General features: G+C 69.1%; 15 protein-coding genes and 2 pseudogenes. 12 read left to right on the forward strand and 5 right to left on the reverse strand.

The features are described 5' to 3' along the window. Positions 1-262, forward strand: a 262-nt coding sequence (locus ACWD4B_RS31245) for a multicopper oxidase domain-containing protein (RefSeq protein WP_451423913.1), incomplete at its 5' end; no start/stop codon positions are given. 31 nt (positions 263-293) lie between these two features. On the opposite strand, the gene ACWD4B_RS31250 is transcribed toward ACWD4B_RS31245, so the two are convergent. Further along, complete coding sequence (locus ACWD4B_RS31250; RefSeq protein ID WP_451423914.1) at positions 294-683, reverse strand: hypothetical protein; 390 nt, start codon at positions 681-683, stop codon at positions 294-296. Between the two features lie 464 nt (positions 684-1,147). On the opposite strand from ACWD4B_RS31250, the gene abc-f reads away from it, so the two are divergent. Next, positions 1,148-2,782, forward strand: a complete 1,635-nt coding sequence (gene abc-f / locus ACWD4B_RS31255; protein WP_451423915.1) for a ribosomal protection-like ABC-F family protein — start codon at positions 1,148-1,150, stop codon at positions 2,780-2,782. Between the two features lie 75 nt (positions 2,783-2,857). On the opposite strand, the gene ACWD4B_RS31260 is transcribed toward abc-f, so the two are convergent. Then, positions 2,858-3,334 carry a nuclear transport factor 2 family protein gene (locus ACWD4B_RS31260; protein WP_451423916.1) on the reverse strand — a complete coding sequence of 159 codons (477 nt, stop codon included), beginning with the start codon at positions 3,332-3,334 and terminating at the stop codon, positions 2,858-2,860. Between the two features lie 281 nt (positions 3,335-3,615). Here ACWD4B_RS31260 and ACWD4B_RS31265 point away from each other — a divergent pair. Continuing rightward, a pseudogene (locus ACWD4B_RS31265) lies at positions 3,616-3,912 on the forward strand (TROVE domain-containing protein); the annotation flags it as partial. Positions 3,913-3,951: 39 nt separating this feature from the next. On the opposite strand, the gene ACWD4B_RS31270 reads toward ACWD4B_RS31265, so the two are convergent. Next, the gene (locus ACWD4B_RS31270; protein ID WP_451423917.1) at positions 3,952-4,770 is read right to left on the reverse strand and encodes a hypothetical protein; all 819 of its coding nucleotides are present in this window, start codon (positions 4,768-4,770) and stop codon (positions 3,952-3,954) included. 215 nt (positions 4,771-4,985) lie between these two features. Here ACWD4B_RS31270 and ACWD4B_RS31275 point away from each other — a divergent pair, with 215 nt between their 5' ends. Next, positions 4,986-5,996 carry a L,D-transpeptidase gene (locus ACWD4B_RS31275; RefSeq protein ID WP_451423918.1) on the forward strand — a complete coding sequence of 337 codons (1,011 nt, stop codon included), beginning with the start codon at positions 4,986-4,988 and terminating at the stop codon, positions 5,994-5,996. Positions 5,997-6,130: 134 nt separating this feature from the next. Here the strand turns inward: ACWD4B_RS31275 and ACWD4B_RS31280 are convergent, their stop codons facing one another. Further along, complete coding sequence (locus ACWD4B_RS31280; RefSeq protein WP_451423919.1) at positions 6,131-7,240, reverse strand: DUF5937 family protein; 1,110 nt, start codon at positions 7,238-7,240, stop codon at positions 6,131-6,133. 338 nt (positions 7,241-7,578) lie between these two features. On the opposite strand from ACWD4B_RS31280, the gene ACWD4B_RS31285 reads away from it, so the two are divergent. The 7 genes from ACWD4B_RS31285 to ACWD4B_RS31315 all read left to right on the forward strand — a co-directional run bounded on the left by ACWD4B_RS31285 (position 7,579) and on the right by ACWD4B_RS31315 (position 14,294). After that, positions 7,579-8,136 carry an RICIN domain-containing protein gene (locus tag ACWD4B_RS31285; RefSeq protein ID WP_451423920.1) on the forward strand — a complete coding sequence of 186 codons (558 nt, stop codon included), beginning with the start codon at positions 7,579-7,581 and terminating at the stop codon, positions 8,134-8,136. 73 nt (positions 8,137-8,209) lie between these two features. Next, the gene (locus tag ACWD4B_RS31290; RefSeq protein WP_451423921.1) at positions 8,210-8,476 is read left to right on the forward strand and encodes a hypothetical protein; all 267 of its coding nucleotides are present in this window, start codon (positions 8,210-8,212) and stop codon (positions 8,474-8,476) included. Positions 8,477-8,899: 423 nt separating this feature from the next. Beyond that, the gene (gene hppD / locus ACWD4B_RS31295; protein WP_451423922.1) at positions 8,900-10,009 is read left to right on the forward strand and encodes a 4-hydroxyphenylpyruvate dioxygenase; all 1,110 of its coding nucleotides are present in this window, start codon (positions 8,900-8,902) and stop codon (positions 10,007-10,009) included. Further along, positions 10,006-11,136 carry an alpha-hydroxy acid oxidase gene (locus ACWD4B_RS31300; RefSeq protein ID WP_451423923.1) on the forward strand — a complete coding sequence of 377 codons (1,131 nt, stop codon included), beginning with the start codon at positions 10,006-10,008 and terminating at the stop codon, positions 11,134-11,136. Before hppD ends, ACWD4B_RS31300 begins: the two co-directional genes overlap by 4 nt. Before the next feature lie 13 nt (positions 11,137-11,149). Continuing rightward, complete coding sequence (locus tag ACWD4B_RS31305) at positions 11,150-12,085, forward strand: phytanoyl-CoA dioxygenase family protein (RefSeq protein WP_451423924.1); 936 nt, start codon at positions 11,150-11,152, stop codon at positions 12,083-12,085. Positions 12,086-12,090: 5 nt separating this feature from the next. Next, positions 12,091-13,389 carry an aminotransferase-like domain-containing protein gene (locus tag ACWD4B_RS31310; RefSeq protein ID WP_451423927.1) on the forward strand — a complete coding sequence of 433 codons (1,299 nt, stop codon included), beginning with the start codon at positions 12,091-12,093 and terminating at the stop codon, positions 13,387-13,389. Beyond that, positions 13,386-14,294, forward strand: coding sequence for a DMT family transporter (locus tag ACWD4B_RS31315; protein WP_451423925.1), 909 nt, complete (start codon positions 13,386-13,388; stop codon positions 14,292-14,294). Before ACWD4B_RS31310 ends, ACWD4B_RS31315 begins: the two co-directional genes overlap by 4 nt. A 1,114-nt stretch (positions 14,295-15,408) precedes the next feature. Here ACWD4B_RS31315 and ACWD4B_RS31320 read toward each other — a convergent pair. Beyond that, complete coding sequence (locus ACWD4B_RS31320; protein WP_451423926.1) at positions 15,409-16,449, reverse strand: VWA domain-containing protein; 1,041 nt, start codon at positions 16,447-16,449, stop codon at positions 15,409-15,411. Positions 16,450-17,342: 893 nt separating this feature from the next. On the opposite strand from ACWD4B_RS31320, the pseudogene ACWD4B_RS31325 reads away from it, so the two are divergent. Further along, positions 17,343-18,258 (forward strand): annotated as a pseudogene (locus tag ACWD4B_RS31325) (IS5 family transposase); the annotation flags it as partial.

Below are 18,258 nucleotides of genomic sequence, written 5' to 3' on the forward strand. Positions count from 1 at the left end.
CCACGTCAACCCGTTCCAGGTGGTCGACGTCAAGGGCATCCCCGCGGGCGACACCTCCTGGCAGACGGACCCCACGCTGTGGTGGGACACCTACCGCCTGCCGCCGGGAGGCGAGGTGACACTGCGGATGTACTTCCGCCCCGACGCAACGGGCAAGACGGTCTTCCACTGCCACGTCCTGCCGCACGAGGACAGCGGCACGATGGGCACGCTGCTGATCTCCCCACCGGGGGCACATGGCCGCGCGTCCACGGGGGCGTAGCCTCTGCCGGGGCTTCGGCGGCTTGTCGTGATCAGCCCTCGTAGTCTTCGCGTGCCTTGGTGAACGGCACGTCATGGGCCCGCAGCCACTCGGCGAACCGGCTCTCGATCTCGGCCGACTCGTTGGCGTAGGCGTCGCCGTTGCCGGCGACGACCGTCACCTCGCGGACGGTTTCCAGCACCGTTGCGGGATCGTCCACGAGCCGGGGCACGTCGGCGGCGGCGACCGTGGTCCAGCGCCGGTACTCCCGGACGTGCTCGCCGATCTGCATCATCACGGCATAGCCGCTGTCGGTGCAGTACAGGACGAGGTCGCCGTCGGCCGACTGACGGACCGTCGCCCTGCTCACGCCCGAGTCCCGTATGTCCGCCAGCACGAGTTCCCTTTCGGCCCCGGCTTGCTGACCATTTGTCTCGGGCATGACTGTCCCCCGTTGTGCTCGGTTCGAAGGCCGGCGCAAAAGCCGACGACGGTCCCGATCCTACGGAGCGCCTGTCGTGCTCGTGTCAGCGGCCCCCTTTTGTTGCAGCAGGCTCGAATTCCCTGTCGACGGGAGGTCGGGGTGGCCAACTTGCCGCCGAAACCGGCCACTTGCAGGTGTCGACGAGCGAGCATGAATCAACTGCCGCAGCCCCGGCGAATAATCCGAGCCGGGCTCCCGCCCCTGCTGCTAGGCTGACGTCGAATCTGATCACGCTGTGAGGAGACCGGACATGGTGGTGGAAGACGACATCTCCGGGTGATACCCGGACCCGACAGGCCACCTGCCGGTGCACGCAAGCACCGCTGTCTTGGCTGCTCTGTCGTCCCCATTTTCCCTTGTCTGCTGCCGAGGCAGAAGCATCATGCCTGCTTGCCTCCCTCCCTCCTCACGAGGTCACCTCCATGTCCGACGCCTCCGTCGTCTGCTCGAACCTGTCCTTCACCTGGCCCGACGACACTCCCGTCCTCCAGGACCTGTCCTTCACCCTCGGCTCCGGCCGCACCGGTCTCGTGGCGCCCAACGGCACCGGCAAGAGCACTCTGCTCAAGCTCATCGCCGGTGAACTGCGGCCGGGCACCGGGGCGGTGGCCGTGGGCGGCACCCTCGGCTACCTCCCGCAGAGCCTCCCCCTGACCGGCGACCTCACCGTCGCCGAGGTCCTGGGCATCGCCGCGATCATCCAGGCCATCGACGCCGTGGAGTCGGGGGACGTCGACGAGAAGCACTTCACCACCATCGGCGACGACTGGGACATCGAGGAACGCACCCGCGCCCAGCTGGACCGCCTGGGTCTGGCCCACCTCACCCTGGACCGCACCCTGAACACCCTCAGCGGCGGCCAGGCGGTCTCCCTCGGCCTCGCCGCCCAACTGCTCAAGCGGCCCGACGTGCTGCTGCTCGACGAGCCCACCAACAACCTCGACCTCGACGCCCGGCACAAGCTCTACGACGTACTGGAGACCTACACCGGCTGCCTGCTCCTGGTCAGCCACGACCGCGCACTGCTCGACCGCATGGAACGCATCGCCGAGCTCGACCGCGGTGAACTCCGCTTCCACGGCGGCAACTTCACCGCCTACGAGGAAGCCGTCCGAGCCGAGCAGGAGGCCGCCGAGAAGAACGTCCGCAACGCCGAACAGGAACTGAAGCGGGAGAAGCGGGAAATGCAGCAGGCCCGCGAACGCGCCGAACGCCGGCAGAGCAACGCCGCCCGCAACCTGAAGAACGCCGGCCTGCCCCGCATCTTCGCCGGCAACATGAAGCGCGGCGCGCAGGAATCCGCCGGACGGGCCGGCCAGATGCACGCCGGCCGGGTCACCGAGGCGAAGGCCCGGCTGGACGAAGCCGGGCGCACCCTGCGCGAGGAGCAGCGCATCACGCTGGACCTGCCCGACACCACCGTGCCCGCCGGACGCAACCTGTTCCTCGGCGAACAACTCCGCGTCCGGCTCGGCGACAAGGAGGTGTTCGCCGGTGACGGCGCCGACCTGACGATCCGGGGCCCGGAACGCATCGCACTGACAGGCCCCAACGGCGCCGGGAAGAGCACCCTGCTGCGCCTTCTCAACGGCGACCTGCCCCCGCACAGCGGCGGGATCAAACGGGCCGACGGGCGCATCGCCTACCTCTCGCAGCGCCTCGACCTGCTGGATGCGGACCGTACGGTTGCCGAGAACTTCGCCGAGTGCGCCCCGCAGCGGCCGGAGGCCGAGCGGATGAACCTGCTCGCCCGATTCCTCTTCCGCGGCGCCCGCGCCCACCTGCCCGTCGGGGTGCTCTCCGGCGGCGAGCGGCTGCGCGCCACCCTGGCCTGCGTCCTGTGCGCGGAACCGGCCCCGCACCTGCTGCTCCTGGACGAGCCGACGAACAACCTGGACCTGATCAGCGCGGGCCAGCTGGAGAGCGCCCTGAACTCCTACCAGGGGGCTTTCGTGGTGGTCAGCCACGACGAGCGGTTCCTGCGGGAGATCGGCGTGAACCGGTGGCTGCGGCTGTCCGACGGCGAGTTGAAGGAGACGGGAGCGCCCGAGGCGTGAGCCGGGGCGTCGGTCCGGCCCGCGCCCGGGGCACTGTCCCCGCGGGCCTGCCGACCTGCCGTTCCGGGGGGTGGGCTATCGCTGTGGGGCGGCAGCCCGGCGCAGATGACGACTCACATCGCCGACCAGCGTGATGCGGACCCGCCGCTCCACGAAGCGCCACTGCCCGTCACGGCGCTCGAAGCGGTCGTGGTAGCGGCCGCCCGCGATGGGCTGCAGCGGCAGTTCGGGCAGGGCCTGCAACACGGTGACGTACGAACGCGACACCGCCGTGCCCGCCTGTTCGTCGACCTCGATGGCAACGTTGGTGGTGACGTGCTGGGTTCGCGGCGTGCCGTCGGCGTAGACGATCAGCGTGTCCCGGAACATCTTCTCGATCGCGTCGCGCCCGCTCACCGGCTCGCCGCTGCCGGTGAAGGTGGCGTCGGCGAGAAGGGCGCCGAGTCCTGCGAAATCACCGTCGTCCACGAGCTCGGCGTACCGTGCGATCAGGTTCTCGACGGCCCGGTGGCTCGGCACCGGATCAGCGGGCGGGCGGGTGGATGCGGACATGGTCTTCCCCAAGCGAGACAGGCGGCCTTCGGTGTGCCGGCCGCGGCGCCAACCAAGGTTGCACATGGGCCGGTTGTGACACGTAGCCTGCCATGCCGGTGAAAAACCCTTGGCGCGCCTCTTCTCCGTACCCCTACAGTGACCGTCGTCCGGGTGCGAAGGCAGGACCTGCTTCGACTCATCATCGGGCGGTCGCGGGTTCGAGTTCGAACTCGGGAGGCGCGGCACCGGGACGTCCGGTGCGCAGGTGACGGTTACTTCTCGGAACAGCCGGTCGCGGGTTCAAAAGCCTGGGCGGCACTGACACGACTGAGGCGGTGCGCCGGCACTACCGCGGGCACGACCGGGTCCTGATCGTCACGGACGAGCAGGCGTCCTACCACTCCGCGGGCGACCCGACCGAACAAGTCCCGGCCGACATCCCGGTCTACACCTGGAACCTCGTCGGCTACCGCCCTGGCCACGGCCCGTCCGGCTCCGCCGACCGGCACACCTTCGGCGGGCTCACCGACGCGGCGTTCCGCATGGTGCCGCTGCTGGAGAGCGGCCGTAACGCCGATTGGCCCTGGGAGGGCTGAGCAGGCCAAGGGCCGGCTGCCGGCCGTCGGCCGGTACTGTCAGCAGGCCCAGGGCAGTCGTCGGGCCTCGATTTCCGCGTCGCCGACGAGGGCGTCGATCAGGGATGGATGGCCTGCGACCTTCGTTCCCCACAAGTCGTAGTCGGTGTAGACGATCCAGGAACGGTCCTCGGGCCAGAGGTTGGAAGGGGAGAAGTCCGGCTCGTCGATGTCGTACAGGGCCGGGGCGTCGCCCAGCCTGCCGGTGAGGACATGCCGGTGGGCGAAGTGGCGGGCGAACTCCTCGGCCGTCGTTGCCCGCGGGTGGTGGACGAGGGGGTTGTAGTAGGCCAGGCAGCGTGTGTCCGGGCCGGCCGGGCTGTGTTCGAGCAGGAGGTCGGTCAGCCGGTTCCACGACGGGCGGTCGAGGCTGCCTTCCGCGGGGAGATGCAGGGAGACGGGCCAACTGCCGTCTTCCAAGCGCCCGTCGGGAGCGCTGCGATACGACGGCAACAGCCCCTGGGCGACGACCGGTTCGCCGGTCCGGTGCGCGAGTTCGGCCCAACGCAGCCGGCGCCACCCGGGCCCCGGATGCTCGGCGCGCCCGAGCTCGCCGCCAGTGACGATCCCTACTTCGAGGTCGATGCTGCCGATGGCGTCGAGTTCGACCGTACCGTCCGCCAGGCGGAACTGGTGCGCCTGGTGGTGGGAGACGGAGGTCGGCAGCTGCTCGTGTTCGTACATGGCGTGCAGGACCCAAGCCGCGTCCGGCATGCCGGACGGGGGATATCCGGTCAGACCGTCGTCCTGGCACAGCTCGGCCGGCCAGTTGGCCTCGGAGGCCGGTGCCACGCGCCACAGGGCGGATATCTCAGACATAAGCCCCATCTTCTCACGTCGAACGGCTGGTCCTGGTGGCGCTTCCAGGGGAAGCGAAGGCCGGAGTGACTGTGCGGATAGAGCGGCCGGGCGTCGGCCGAGGGCCCGCCCTCCTGCCGACTGTTACGCAACGCTCATGACCTGACGGTGAACGTAATTCGGGTGATCGGGCTCTCTCCGGGCGTATCAACGCCTTTCGGAGAAGAGCCACCGCCATGATGCGTGTCCGGTCCACCACCGCCGATCCGTTCACCCGTGCCGAGCGTCGCCGTCTGCGCACGGCCCGACTGTCCACCGCCGCAGGCGCCGGCCTGCTCCTGCTCACGGCCTGCGGCGGCGGAGACGGAGGCGACAAGTCCGTGGGGAAGACCGGTGCGGCACATCGGCAGGCGGCGGCCCCGGCGGCGGCCGCGCCGAAGAAGGTGACCGCCGGCCCTCTGCTGGACTTCGACCTGACTCCGGGAGCAGGAAAGAAGGTGGGCACCGGGCAGCCGGTGTCGCTGGAGTTCTACGAGCCGGTGAAGAACAAGGCGGCCGTGGAGAAGGCGCTGACCGTCACCGCGTCGAACGCCACCGAGGGCTCCTGGGGCTGGGTGACCACCACGGCGGGGCGGGACCGGCTGGACTGGCGGCCGAAGAACCCCTGGAAGCCGAACACCGATGTCACGATCAAAGGCACGTTGACCACGGTCGACCCGGATGGCGCGCACTTCGAACGCGACATCGACCGGACGTTCACGGTGGGACGGGACCAGCAGCTGACCGCCGACCTGGACACCCACCGGCTGATCGTCGAGCAGGACGGCAAGCAGGTGAAGTCCATACCCATGTCCGGCGGCGAGCCCGTCGCAGGACGTGCGTCACGGCGTGGCACGTTCGCCATCAAGTCCCAGGAACGCACCGTCCACATGACGTCTGCGTCCGTCGGTGGCCCGAAGGAGTACGACGTGACGGTGAACTGGGGCATGCGCTTCAGCGATTCCGGCGGCTTCCTCCACCAGGCCACGGACGACGCGCAGCAGTACGTCGGCAACACCAACCACAGCGCGGGCTGCATCGGCATGACCCCCGAGGACGCCCAGTGGCTCTTCGAGAACACGCTCCTCGGAGACCTGGTCACGGTCAAAGGCAAGGAGGCCACCGGCGAGCTGGGCGGCCCCGGCAACGGCTACGCCGACTGGAGCGTCTCCTATGAGCAGTGGAAGGCGAAGAGCGCAGCCAGGTAGTACGGCTGCTCGCCCTTGAGGCCGTCCGGCAGCTGGACGAGGTCCAGGTCCGATTCCGCAGCGCGGACCGGGCTCTCGGGGGTGACGGTGATCGGGTGGGCGTGCTGCGCCGTAGCCGGACCTGTGCCCGGGCCTCACCGCAGCACGCTCTCGATGAAGTCACTGCTGAGCCGGGCCACCATCGTCAGGTTCAACTGGTGCAGGACGTACCGTCCGCGCCGCTGTGTCGTCAGCAGGCCTGCCTTCCTCAGGACCGTCAGATGCCGGGATATCTCCGGTGCGGTCATGCCGTGCGCGTCCGCCAACTCGCTGGTGGTGTAGGGGCCGCGGGAAAGGTGGCGGCAGAGCCGGATCCGCACCGGGTGGGCCAGGGCCTCGATGCGCCGGGACAGGTCCTGCACGGAGGAGCGGGCGGCCGGACCGGGTGCCGCGATCGGGTAGTGGATCACCGGCTGCCAGCCGGGTCTGTGCACCACCATCACATGAGGGCTGCCCAGGCTGGTCGGTACGAGCGTGAGACGGCCGGACACGGTGGCGGTGCGCCCTTCGACGAGTTTGTCGACGGTGATGCGCTCGGTCGCCTTGTCGTACGTGATGGCCTGTGACGCCGCGGCCAGCGCCTGGCCCAGGCCCTTGTGTCTGAGCAGTTCGTTCTTGTGTCGGGCGTCCGTCGCCAGCTCCGTGCGCAGCCGGGCCCAGGTGTCGGCGAAGAACGCCTCGTCGCACTCCTCGAGGAGCTGCCGGAACCAGACGCGGATGGCCGGCGGGTCGTCGAGCAGCCGTTGTGTGAAGTGCACCTGCTGCGGGCCGCGGGCGGCTGCGAGCTCCAGAGCACGCCTGCGCGTGGTGCCGTCGCCGAACAGGTCCGGGGTGCCGGTGGTGCCGTAGGACAGCTCGCAGGTGAACCCCAGGGCGGCGGTCACGAACTGGTGGTCGGTGAGCCGGTCGAGGTGGTCCAGCTCGTCGGCGAGGGTGCTGCCCGGCAGCCTGCCGGTGCCGGGCTGCCCGGCGAACGGCAGGAAGAGGTCCGAGAGCGCGTTGCGCCACATGAACTCCGCCTCGCAGAGCCGGTCGGCGAGGCGGGGAGCGAGTGCCGTGGCGGTGGCGCACGCCCAGCCCTGCAGCCCCGGGTGATGTCCGGACGCGACCATGACGTGCAGGGCCATGCCCAGCTCCGCCAGGGGGGACGGCGCGGCGGAGATCCGCTCGTGCGACAGGCCGCCGATGTCGATGATCACGCTCATACCCCCATCGTGCACCATCCGTCTGACAGCACCTCCGTACATGGCATTGGCGCGTTTGGCGGGCGGCGGCCCGGGCTGTTGCGCTGCGTGGAGATCCAGGGGCCCGACGGAGTGGGGCCGGCCGTCCGCGAGATTCCTGCCAAGATCACATGCGGGCTCCCGGCCGGTGAGTTGAAGGCCGGCCCCGAGCCTCGGCGTCGGCCGCCGAGCCCCAGGTTCCGGAACGTGACGTGCCCATGCTCTTGTAGCGCGTTCCCGCCAGTGGGAAGGTGCGGGCGCGATCGGATGCGGGGCCCGGCCCATCGGCGTGGGCCCCTGCCTTCACAGAGGAGGGCACCATGGCCAACAAGCTCAGAACGCGCCTCGTAAGAGCAGCCACCGCGCTGGCGTTCGCCGGCGGCGTCAGCATGACCGGCGCCACCGCTGCCCACGCCGACGGCGGTACCGCCTACAGCTGGCAGGTCGGGCACGACTACATCATCGGCTCGCACTGGTCGGGCGGATGCCTCGACGATTCCAACGACTTCGGCCTGCGCACCTACGAATGCAACCAGAACAGCGTCGACGGCGGCTGGCAGCGCTGGCGCGTCGTCAACTGGTCCTCCGGCTACGGCCAGCTCAAGAACGTCAACACCGGCCGTTGCCTCGACTGGTCCTCCGACTACGGCCTGCGCACCTACGACTGCAACAACCCCAGCTTCGCCAACGGCTACCAGAAGTGGGCGCTGGAGTTTTTCACCACCAGTTCCGGCGGCAGCATCCAGGTGCTGCGCAACGGCATCAACGCCCCGTGGAACTGCCTCGACGAGTCCGAGTACGGCGTTCGCGGTTACCCGTGCAACGATCCGTCAAAGAACTCCGGCTACCAGTCCTGGTGGGTCGACAACGCCTATTAGGGCGCGTTTCGGGCCGTGATCGATCTGCGGGTTTCGCCCTCGCGACGGGGCCCGGTCCGGTGGATCGTTTCACGTGACACAAGTGCAACTCACGGATGATGCGGAGCGGGAGTCCACCGGCCCGTACCTGCCGACCGGGCAGTACGGGCTGCACCCCGAGCGACGCCGACAGCCCACAGGGGACAAGTCCTACTGGTCCCGTGGCAATCGGGACCACCTGCGGAAACGCCACATCAAGGCAGTCATCCGGGAGAAGTCGGACCAGGCCGCCGACGGGAAGAAGAAAAGTTCCGTGCCTGACCGCCGGATCAAGCCACCCGTGAAGTTCCAGAAAATCTAGGGGATTTCCGGCAGGCCCGCACCACTACCTCCCGCGCCCCGCACAAGAGCAGCTTCAGGCCTGGCCCAGTTTGTGAACGGTTCAATTCCCGGCCACATGCGCCCGGTTCGCCGCCCCCGTCTGGACGGCCGAAAATTGCCCTTGCTCGTGGCTGAGTGGCATGGACAGGATGATCATCATCCGTCCCCGGCGATCACCCCAACACCCCCCAACACCGTTGATGCGGACCGGAGAAGGCCACTGTGTGACCTCTCTTCCCGTGGTGTATCGCCCGATGAAGGTCACAGCGGCGTGCCCTTTGTCTCCACGCAGTTCCACACAGTTCCACGCAGTGAATTACCGGCCCGCTACGGGGCCGGGCGAGCCGACGGCGTGCTGTGCCGCCGTGCGGGTCGGCCCGATCGCGCAACAGAGGTGAGAGACGTGACTTTGCTGGCTGTCGACCACGTTGGCCTGAGCGTGGGGGACGCCGTTCAGGCAGCCCACTACTTCCGCTCGGCCTACGGATTCCACACCGAGGCGGAGGCCGGGCCCGGGGCCGGCCCGGACGGCAGCCGCTCGTTCGTGCTCCGGCACGGGGGCGTCCGGCTCATGGTGGCCTCCTCCCTGAACGACGCCGGTCCTACGGCCGATTTCGTTCGCCGTCATGGTGACGGTGTACGGGATGTGGCTTTCTCGTCCACCGATGCGGTCGGTGACTTCGAGCGCGCCGTCGCGGCCGGAGCCGAGGCCGTTCAGGAACCGGCGGTCCACGAGGACGAGTCCGGGCGGGTCACCGTCGCCGTCATCGGGACCGGGTCCGACCTGGTCCACTCACTCGTCCAGCGCGACGACCCGGACGGCTCCTTCCTGCCTGGTGTCTACCGGCCTGTCGCCTGCCAGGGCGGCGGCAGCAGCCGACTCCTGCACAGCGTCGACCACTTGGCGCTCTGCCTGCGCCCGGACAGCCTGGACCGCTCGGTCTCCTTCTACGAGCGTGCCCTCGGCCTGCAGCACACCTACGACGAGACCATCGTCGTAGGCGGCCAGACCATGAATTCCAAGGTCGTGCAGAACGACAACCGTCGCATCACCTTCACCATGGTCGAGCCCCGCACCGACGGCCCCCGGGGTCAACTCCACGACTTCCTCGACAACTTCGGTGGTCCCGGTGTCCAGCACATTGCGTTCGGTACCGACGTGATCGCCGACGCCGTACGTGCGCTGGCCGCCCGTGGCGTGGATTTCCTGTCCACCCCGTCTGCTTACTATTCGGCGCTGGCTGACCGCGGTATCGACGTCGGCATGGAGACGGAGACCCTGCGCGAACTGAGCCTCCTGGTCGACCGCGACGACTGGGGCCACCTGATACAGATTTTCACCCGGTCTCCCTATGCCCGGCGCACGCTGTTCTTCGAGCTCATCCAGCGCGTCGAGGCCCGCACCTTCGGCAGTGGCAACATCAAGGCCCTCTACGAGGCCGTTGAGCGCGAGCGGGCCCGTACCGGTGGTGCGGACGAGAGCCCCGCGCTTGCGGGTACGGCCCGGGCATGAGTGCGCCGGTTCCGCAGGCGCTGGTCACCCTGGACGACTACCGCACTGCCGCGCGCGGTCTGGTGGAGCCGTCCGCCTGGGATTACATCGACGGTGGCAGCGGCGATGAGACCACCCTGCGCGAGTCCGAGGCGGCATACCGCCGTCACCGGCTGCGCCCCCGCGTCCTGGTGGATGTTTCCCGCTGCGATACCGGCACCACCCTGCTGGGCAGTACGGTCCGGCTGCCTGTCGGCATCGCGCCGATGGCCTTTCACGGGCTGGTCACTCCCGAGGCCGAACTGGCCTGCGTCCGCGCCGCCGGGGAAGCCGGTGCGCTGATGGTCGTCAGCACCTTCTCCGGCACTCCGCTGGAGGACCTGGCCCGGGCGGCCGGCGGCCCGTTGTGGATGCAGCTGTACGTCTTCCGTCATCGTCCGACCACCGAGACCCTGGTCCGGCGGGCCGAGGCGGCCGGTTACCGTGCGCTGGTGGTCACGGTGGACACCCCGCGCATGGCCCGCCGTCCGCGAGACCTGCGCAACGGTTTCCGCCTGCCGCCGGGTCTATCCCCAGCGAATTTCGGCAGCGAGATATCGGCCGGCCTGCACGTCGGCACGGCCGGTGCCTCGGTGCTGGGTGCGCATGCCGAACGTCACCACGATGCGGCCTTCACCTGGGACGACCTGGCCTGGCTGCGCTCGCTGACCCGGCTGCCCATCGTCCTGAAGGGCGTGCTGACCGCCGAGGACGCGGACCGCGCGGCCGCCCTGGGCGTGGAGGCGGTCGTGGTGTCCAACCACGGTGGCCGTCAGCTCGACGGCGCCGTCACCGCCCTGGAGGCGTTGCCGGAGGTGGTGGCTGCTACGGCCGGGCGCTGCGAGGTGCTGGTCGACGGCGGTATCCGGCGCGGCACGGACGTCCTGGTCGCGCTTGCCCTCGGTGCGCGGGCGGTCCTGGTGGGCCGGCCGGTGTTGTGGGGCATGGCCGTGGGTGGTGCCGGTGGTGCGCGTGAGGTGCTGTCCGTTCTGGGCGCCGAGCTGGAGGACGCCCTGGCCCTGTGCGGCCGCCCCGATCTGGCGTCCGTCGACGCGGATCTGCTCCACGCGCCTCGGCGCACCACCCCTGCAACCCCCCACCGTTTCTGAGGAGATCTTTCCTATGCCCGCAGACCAGCAGCTGGAGACCGTCGTGGACGCCTTCTCCCTGACCCCGGCCGACCGTGAACTCCTGCCCACCGCCGAGGACGTGGACTTCTACCAGGAGCACGGCTGGTTCCTCACCCGCAAGCTCCTCACCGACGCCGAGGTCGACGAACTCGTCGAAGCCAGCGAGCGGTTCTACGCCGGCCACCGCGACCGCACCCTGCCCGTCCGCCCGCCGCGGCTCGCCTACTGGACGCCGGAGAAGGGCGAGGTGCACCGGCACAACGACTACATCTTCTACGAGGACGCGACGGTCCGGCGGATCCTGTCCAAGCCGGTCATCGCGGCGACGGCCGCACTGATCGCCCGTACCGACCAGATCCGGCTGTGGAACAGCACGCTGATCTACAAGCCGTCCGGCACTGTCGACGAACGCAACATCGTGCCCTGGCACTTCGACCGTCACTACTGGCAGACGTGCACTTCCGACAGCATGCTCACTGCTTTCATCCCTTTCCACGACTGTGACGAGGAGATGGGCACGATCAGCATGGTCGACGGCAGTCACACCTGGCGGGAGACCGGCGCGGATGATTCCACCACCCGGCACTTCGCCGACCGTGACCGTCTCGAACTCGAGGACATGCTGCAGGAGAACGCCGCGTTCAACGGCGCCGAGGTGCGCAAGGTCCCCGTCGTCATCCCCAAGGGACACATCAGCTTCCACCACTGCCGCACCTACCACGGCAGCGGACTGAACACCAGCGGCCGTCCGCGCCGTGCCATCAGTCTTCACCTGCAGGACCGCGGCAACGCCTGGCGTCCCTTCCCGCTGGCCGGGGGCGGCAATGTCGTCTACAACAACGACGTGCTCGTGCGCCCGGACGCCGACGGTCACCCCGACTACACCGACCCGCAGTTCTGCCCGGTCCTGTGGGAGGGCCGGCTGTGACACCTCTGGTCCTGCCCCTCGGCGAGCTCCACGGCTCCCTCGCCGATCCGCTGATGGAGGTCATGAACTTCCTCAACGAGATCACCCTGCGCCACCCCGACGCCATCTCTTTCGGCCCCGGACGCCCCTACGAGGGCTTCTTCGAGACCGGCAGCATCGCCACCTACCTCGACGCCTGGACCCGCCACCTCACCGAGGACCTGGGCCGCACCCCCGACCAGGTGCGCACCAGCCTCTTCCAGTACGGCCGCACCAACGGCCAGATCCACGAGCTGATCGCCCGTACCCTGCGCAACGACGAGGGCATCGAGACCGATCCGGCCGCGGTGGTCGTCACGGTGGGCTGCCAGGAGGCCATGCTCATCACCCTGCGCGCCCTGTTCGCCGGCCCTGCCGATGTCCTGCTGGTCACCGACCCCGTCTATGTGGGTATTGCGGGTGCGGCCCGGCTGCTGGGCATCGAGACGGTCCCCGTCGCCGAGGACGACAGCGGCGTCAGCCCCGAAGCACTGCTGGCCGCCGTGGAAGCGGTGCGGGCGGCCGGCAAGCGCCCCAGGGCGCTGTACACCATCCCCGATTTCTCCAACCCCTCGGGCGTGAGCCTCCCGCTGGATCGCCGCCGTGAACTCCTGCGCATCGCCGACAGTGAGGACCTGCTGATCCTGGAGGACAACCCCTACGGGTTCTTCACCCGCACCGGCACGGTCCGCCCCACCCTCAAGGCGCTCGACGCCGGGGGCCGTGTCATCCACCTCGGCTCGTTCGCCAAGACCTGTTTCCCCGGCGCCCGCGTCGGCTACGTCGTCGCCGACCAGGCCGTCGTCGGCCCGGACGGGCACCGCACCCTCCTCGCCGACGAACTGTCCAAGATCAAGAGCATGGTGACGGTCAACACCCCCACCCTCAGCCAGGCCCTCATCGGCGGCATGCTCCTCACCCACGACTGCCGCCTGCGCGAGGCCAACAAACAGGCCGTCGACTTCTACCGCACCAACCTCGACGTCCTCCTCGCCTGTCTGGACGAGCACTTCCCTGCGGCAGTGCGCGAGCGCACCGGCATCCGCTGGAACACCCCCGACGGCGGCTTCTTCCTCACCCTCACCCTGCCCTTCCCCGCGGACGACGCACTGCTGCGCCTGTCCGCGAGCGAGTACGGCGTGATCTGGACACCCATGCGCTACTTCCACACCGGCCACGCCGGCGACAACCGGCTGCGCCTGTCGTGCAGTTACCTCTCGCCCGGCGAGATCCGCGAGGGCGTCCGCAGACTGGCGGCGCTGGTGGAGAGGCGGACGGCACCGTGAACGCGCTCTTGTATGCGGTGACGGTGGCCATCTGGGGTTCGACCTGGCTGGCCATCAAGGGCCAGCTGGGCGACGTCCACCCCACCCTGTCGGTCTTCTACCGCTTCGCCCTCGCCGCCGTGATCATGCTGGTGTACGCCCGGGCACGCGGACTGCCCCTGGCCTACCCCGCCCGCATGCACGCCCGGTTCGCCCTCATGGGCGCCCTGATGTTCTCGTCGAACTTCGTCTTCTTCTACTTCGCCGAGCAGCATCTGGCCACCGGGCTGGTCTCGGTGGTGTTCGCCATGTCCCTCCTGGTGAACATCTGCTTCGCCCGCATCTTCTTCCACCGCAAGGTCCCCGCCGTGGTCCTCGTCGGCGGCACGTTCGGCCTCGCCGGCATCGTCACCGTCTTCTGGCCCGCCCTGACCGCCTTCGACCCGTCCTCCGGCGACGGCCTGGGCATCGTGCTGGCCTGTGCCGGAACCCTGGTGTTCTGCCTGGGCAACGTCGTCTCGGGCAAGGTCCAGGCGGCCGGCGTGCCGGTCGTGCAGAGCACCGGCTGGTCGATGCTGTACGGGGCCGTGCTCATCGCCCCGTTCGCCGCGCTCTTCGGCCACGGCACCCTCTACGAGCCGACGTGGAAGTACACCGGCTGCCTGGTCTACCTCGCCGTCATCGGCTCCGTCATCGGCTTCGGCACCTACCTCACCCTGCTGGGCCGTATCGGCGGCGAACGGGCGGCGTATGCCACCGTCCTCTTCCCCGTCGTCTCACTCCTGCTCTCAACCCTCTTCGAGGACTTCACCTGGAGCACGCAGGACATCCTCGGCGTCGCCTGCATCCTGCTCGGCAACGCCATCGCCCTGGCGGGCCCGGCCCTGCTGCGCCGCCGCGCGCAGCGCTCACCCGCCGTGACGTGAGCCCTCGGCTTGCGCGGGAGCGCCAGCCGGGCCTTCCGGGAGCGGCTTCACCGCGCAAGCAGCGCCTTGGGGACGCAGGGGCTGTGCGCCGCGAGGGTGGCCCGGCCCGGTGGCCATCGGCCCGACCCGGGATGGTGCGGGTCGCCCCGGGGGGGGGGATGGCCTGTACCCGGCCGGCCGCGCAGCGGATGTCGGCGCGCCCGGGGGAGCGGCCGCCGGACCCGTGGTCTCCGCAGGCGCACCCGGCACCGCCCGCTACGGGCCCGGCCGCCGCGCCGTACGGCATGGCGGAGGGCGAAGGCGCTCGGGTCTTCACATATCCGGCGCCTTCAGCTGCGCGGTCCGCGCACAGCCCCTCTCCCTGGACGAACCCGGGAGGATGTCTTTCCTGTACGCAACGAGGCTCTGGTCGTCGGGGTGGCCTTGCAGGGTCGCCGACGCCCGGAGCTTCGGTGTACCGCTGGTCTGCCACGCTCTGCCTGGGCAAGTCGCCCGTCTCGGCACGGTGTTCAGTGCCTGGCTCAACCGCGCGGCGCGCTCGTGCCCGGCCCCCGCGTCCGCCACGCCGCCTCGTGAGCCCCGGCCCGGGCCGTGCGAGCAGTGTGCGCCCCGGGGTAGATCTTCCGCCGTCAACTCCCGTTCCAGGCGCGGCTGCGGCACCCGCTGTAGTTTCCCGTCGCCGTCGGCGGAGCGCGCTTCAGCCCGCTCTGCCCCGCCCGCTGTCTTTGCCCGGCAGGCGGTACGGTCTTCTGTGCCGGGCCGCTCGGCACTCTGCAGCCGGGGCTGATCGTTGCGTGGTGCAGCGGGAGAGATGCCCGTCTTTGCCGTGTGCCCGTCGTGCACCGGTGCGACGCGCAGCAGCCGCAGCAGTGCAGGGCTACGGCGAGGGTGTTGTCCTGGCGGCTGTGGGCCTTCTCGCGGACCGGGAGCTCCTCACGGGACGCCTGCCAGGCGGCCGGCGGGGGCGGGTGGTCGGGCAGCGTCGTGTGGCGTCCTGTGCCTGCGGCAGTCACCAGGACGGCCCCGCGGCCCGGCCGGGACTCGTCGCGGCAGGGGGTGTCCTCGGCCGGGTCTGGACGGGTCACCCGGGGCCGGCCAGTCTGCAGAAGTGCTTTCAGAGCATGAGTAGGAGTCGTGTGTGGGGTATGAGTTTGCGGTTCACGCTGGTGCTCTGCACGAAGATGGTGAAGTGGTCGTTGTGGTCGGGTTTGACGCGGGCTTCCGTGTCGGGCAGGCCGAGCAGGGCTCTGGCCTCGGGCCCGGTGTATACCCGGTCGGTTTTCTTCTCCAGTACTGCGATCTGTTTCTGCGCCTGGATCTTCTCCGTTTTGCTCAGCTGGTAGAAAGCGTTGCCGGTGCGGTAGGTGTGCCCGCATTCGGTGACCCAGTCCCGGATGGCGGCGTCACGGGTTACCGGGATCAGCTGGTATTGCGAGGGGTTCACCGGGGTGAGGCCGGCTGCTTCGATGGTGTCCTTGTTGACCGCTTCGGCGCCTGTGGAGAACACCGCCCGTGATCCCCGGATGCCCTGGGTGCGGCCCACCATGAATTTTTCGGTGGCCTGCCGGATGACCTGCCCGGCCTCCTCCAGACCCTGTGTGCTCGTGGCGTCCCAGATGGCGATGTTGTCCTTCGGGAAACCGCAGTTCATGGCCTCGCGCTTGCCCATCTGGTCCGGCACGAGGACGGCCAGCGTCCAGTTGTCCTGCTGTGTCCGGGTCATCTCGGCCACGGCCTCGGCCAGTTCACGCGGATTCCTGGCAGGGACGTCCGGGCAGTGGTGGCTTGCGTTCTCCTGCCCGTCGGTGAGTATGAACGTCAGGAAGCTGTGGTCGCCGTACAGTTGGGCTGTCTGTGCCAGCTCCCGCTGTGATTTCAGTGCGGCCGCCAGCAGAGCCGTCATTCCACCGGCCCGGTACAGCTGTTTCAGGGACGGCATCCGCAGCACGTCCTTGTCGTAGATGACGCACTCCACTGTGTCCGCGAAGACGTACACAGTGACGCGGGTTTCCTGGTCCAGTTCCCCCGACCGGCGGGCAAGGTAGGCAATCTGCTGGTCGGCGACTTCGACGACCTTGCGGCTCAGGTGCGACATGGACGAACTGGCATCCAGTACAAGGGCAACGTGATTGATGTAGTTCTGGTTTCCGGACATGGCAGCAGCTCCCCCTCTTTCCGGCTCGATGCTCCTACCGTCTCACCCACCACTGACAACCGGTCCCGGCTCCCGGCCCGGACGGCGAGCCCGCCCGGCCGGGGAACGCAGCCGGGACGCGGCACGAGGCCCTGGGCGCTGTCGCAGCCCGGGGCCTGTGCGTGCGCTGGTGTGCCTGGCAGGTTCACCGGCCGGCCCATCGTGGCCTACACCCACGCGATGCCCGGCTCCCACAACGCGTCCAGCTGCTCCTGGCCGAGGTTGTCTCTTCTTGAGAGGGCGTTCGATACCCATGCCCAGCCTGATGACCACCGATGCGTCCTGGCCCTCGACCGCGATCCCCTCGTGGTTGCCGGGCTCATAGCAGCCTGACCTCACGACCTGCCGGGCCAGCGCCGCTGCGCAGCACGTGCAGGGGCAGGCAGTGTTGGCTGCTCACCGGGTCTCACGCGTGTTCGGCTGCTCATGAGGGGTTCAGGAGGTCTGTCTGCGCGGCGCGCCGGCCTGGTGGGAAACGGCTTTTTGCCCCCAGGTGTCCAGAGAGGTGCGAGAGCATGCGCCGTTCGGTTCTCAGGGATATGCCGAGCTTGCAGGCTGCTGCGTCATCGGTGTGTCCCTGTGTCAGGAGCTGCGGCAGCTGGTTGTTCTGTGGGGTGAACGGCTCGTCGCTGCGGGGCATTACGTTGGTTGTCGGAGCCGCTGACCTCCAGACGGTGGGCGGTGCGTGTTTCGGCTCCCTTGCTCACGAGCTGCTGCGTGTGCTCGACGCTGCACGGGTGGTTGCGGATGCTGTCGAGGCAGATGGTCTTCATGGACAGCTAGGGACTGTCTTCGGTTGTGATCAACATTGGGTTTGCTTTCCAGGCGGGATGCCGGGCCGGTATGACTCTGGTGTGACGCGTGCGCAACTTACCGACGAGGAGTGGGAGTTCATCGGGCCGTTCCTGCCGGTCGGCGGGTTCGGTCCGTACCCCGAGCGGCTGCGTGAGCAGTTCGAGGGGGTGATCTGGCGGTTCCGCTCCGGCAGCCAGTGGCGGGAGATGCCCGAACGGTTCGGTGCCTGGCAGACGGTCTACAACCGCTTCATGCGATGGCGGGACGCGGGCGTCTTCCAGGCCCTGCTCGAAGGGGCGATCGCGGAAGCCGCCCGCAGGGACGAGACCGACATGTCCCTGGTCGGCGTGGACTCCACCACGGCACGGGCTCATCACGACGCGACCGGGATGCGGGTCAGTGAGGAGACCCTGGCAGGACTCGAGGAAGCGGCCTCGCAAAAAAGGGAGCGTCCGAGGAACACAACGGACAGGACAGCGAAAACGACCCGGCCCGCGCCGAGCGGCGGCGCATCCGCCGGAGACGGCGGGCCCGGCTGAAGACAGCCTTGCTCGGCCGGTCCCGCGGCGGGCTCACCAGCAAGATCCACATGGCCGCCGACCGTCGCTGCCGGCCGATGGTACTTCTCCTGACCGCCGGACAGGCCGCGGACAGCCCCCAGTTCATCCCCGTCCTGAAGAAGCTGCGGGTCCGCCTGCCCGTCGGCCGTCCCCGCACCCGGCCCGCCGCCGTGGCCGGCGACAAGGCCTACTCCTCCCGCGCCAACCGCGCCCACCTGCGCAAACGTCACATCAAAGCGGTCATCCCGGAGAAGAAGGACCAGACCGCGAACCGGCAGAAGAGAGGAAGCCGGGGCGGCAGGCCTGTCACCCATGACGCCGGTCTCTACCGCGAACGCAACACGGTCGAGCGGGCCATCAACAAGATGAAGGACTGGCGAGGCATCGCCACCCGTTACGACAAAACACCCGAGAG

The organism is Streptomyces sp. NPDC002536 (assembly GCF_053594995.1).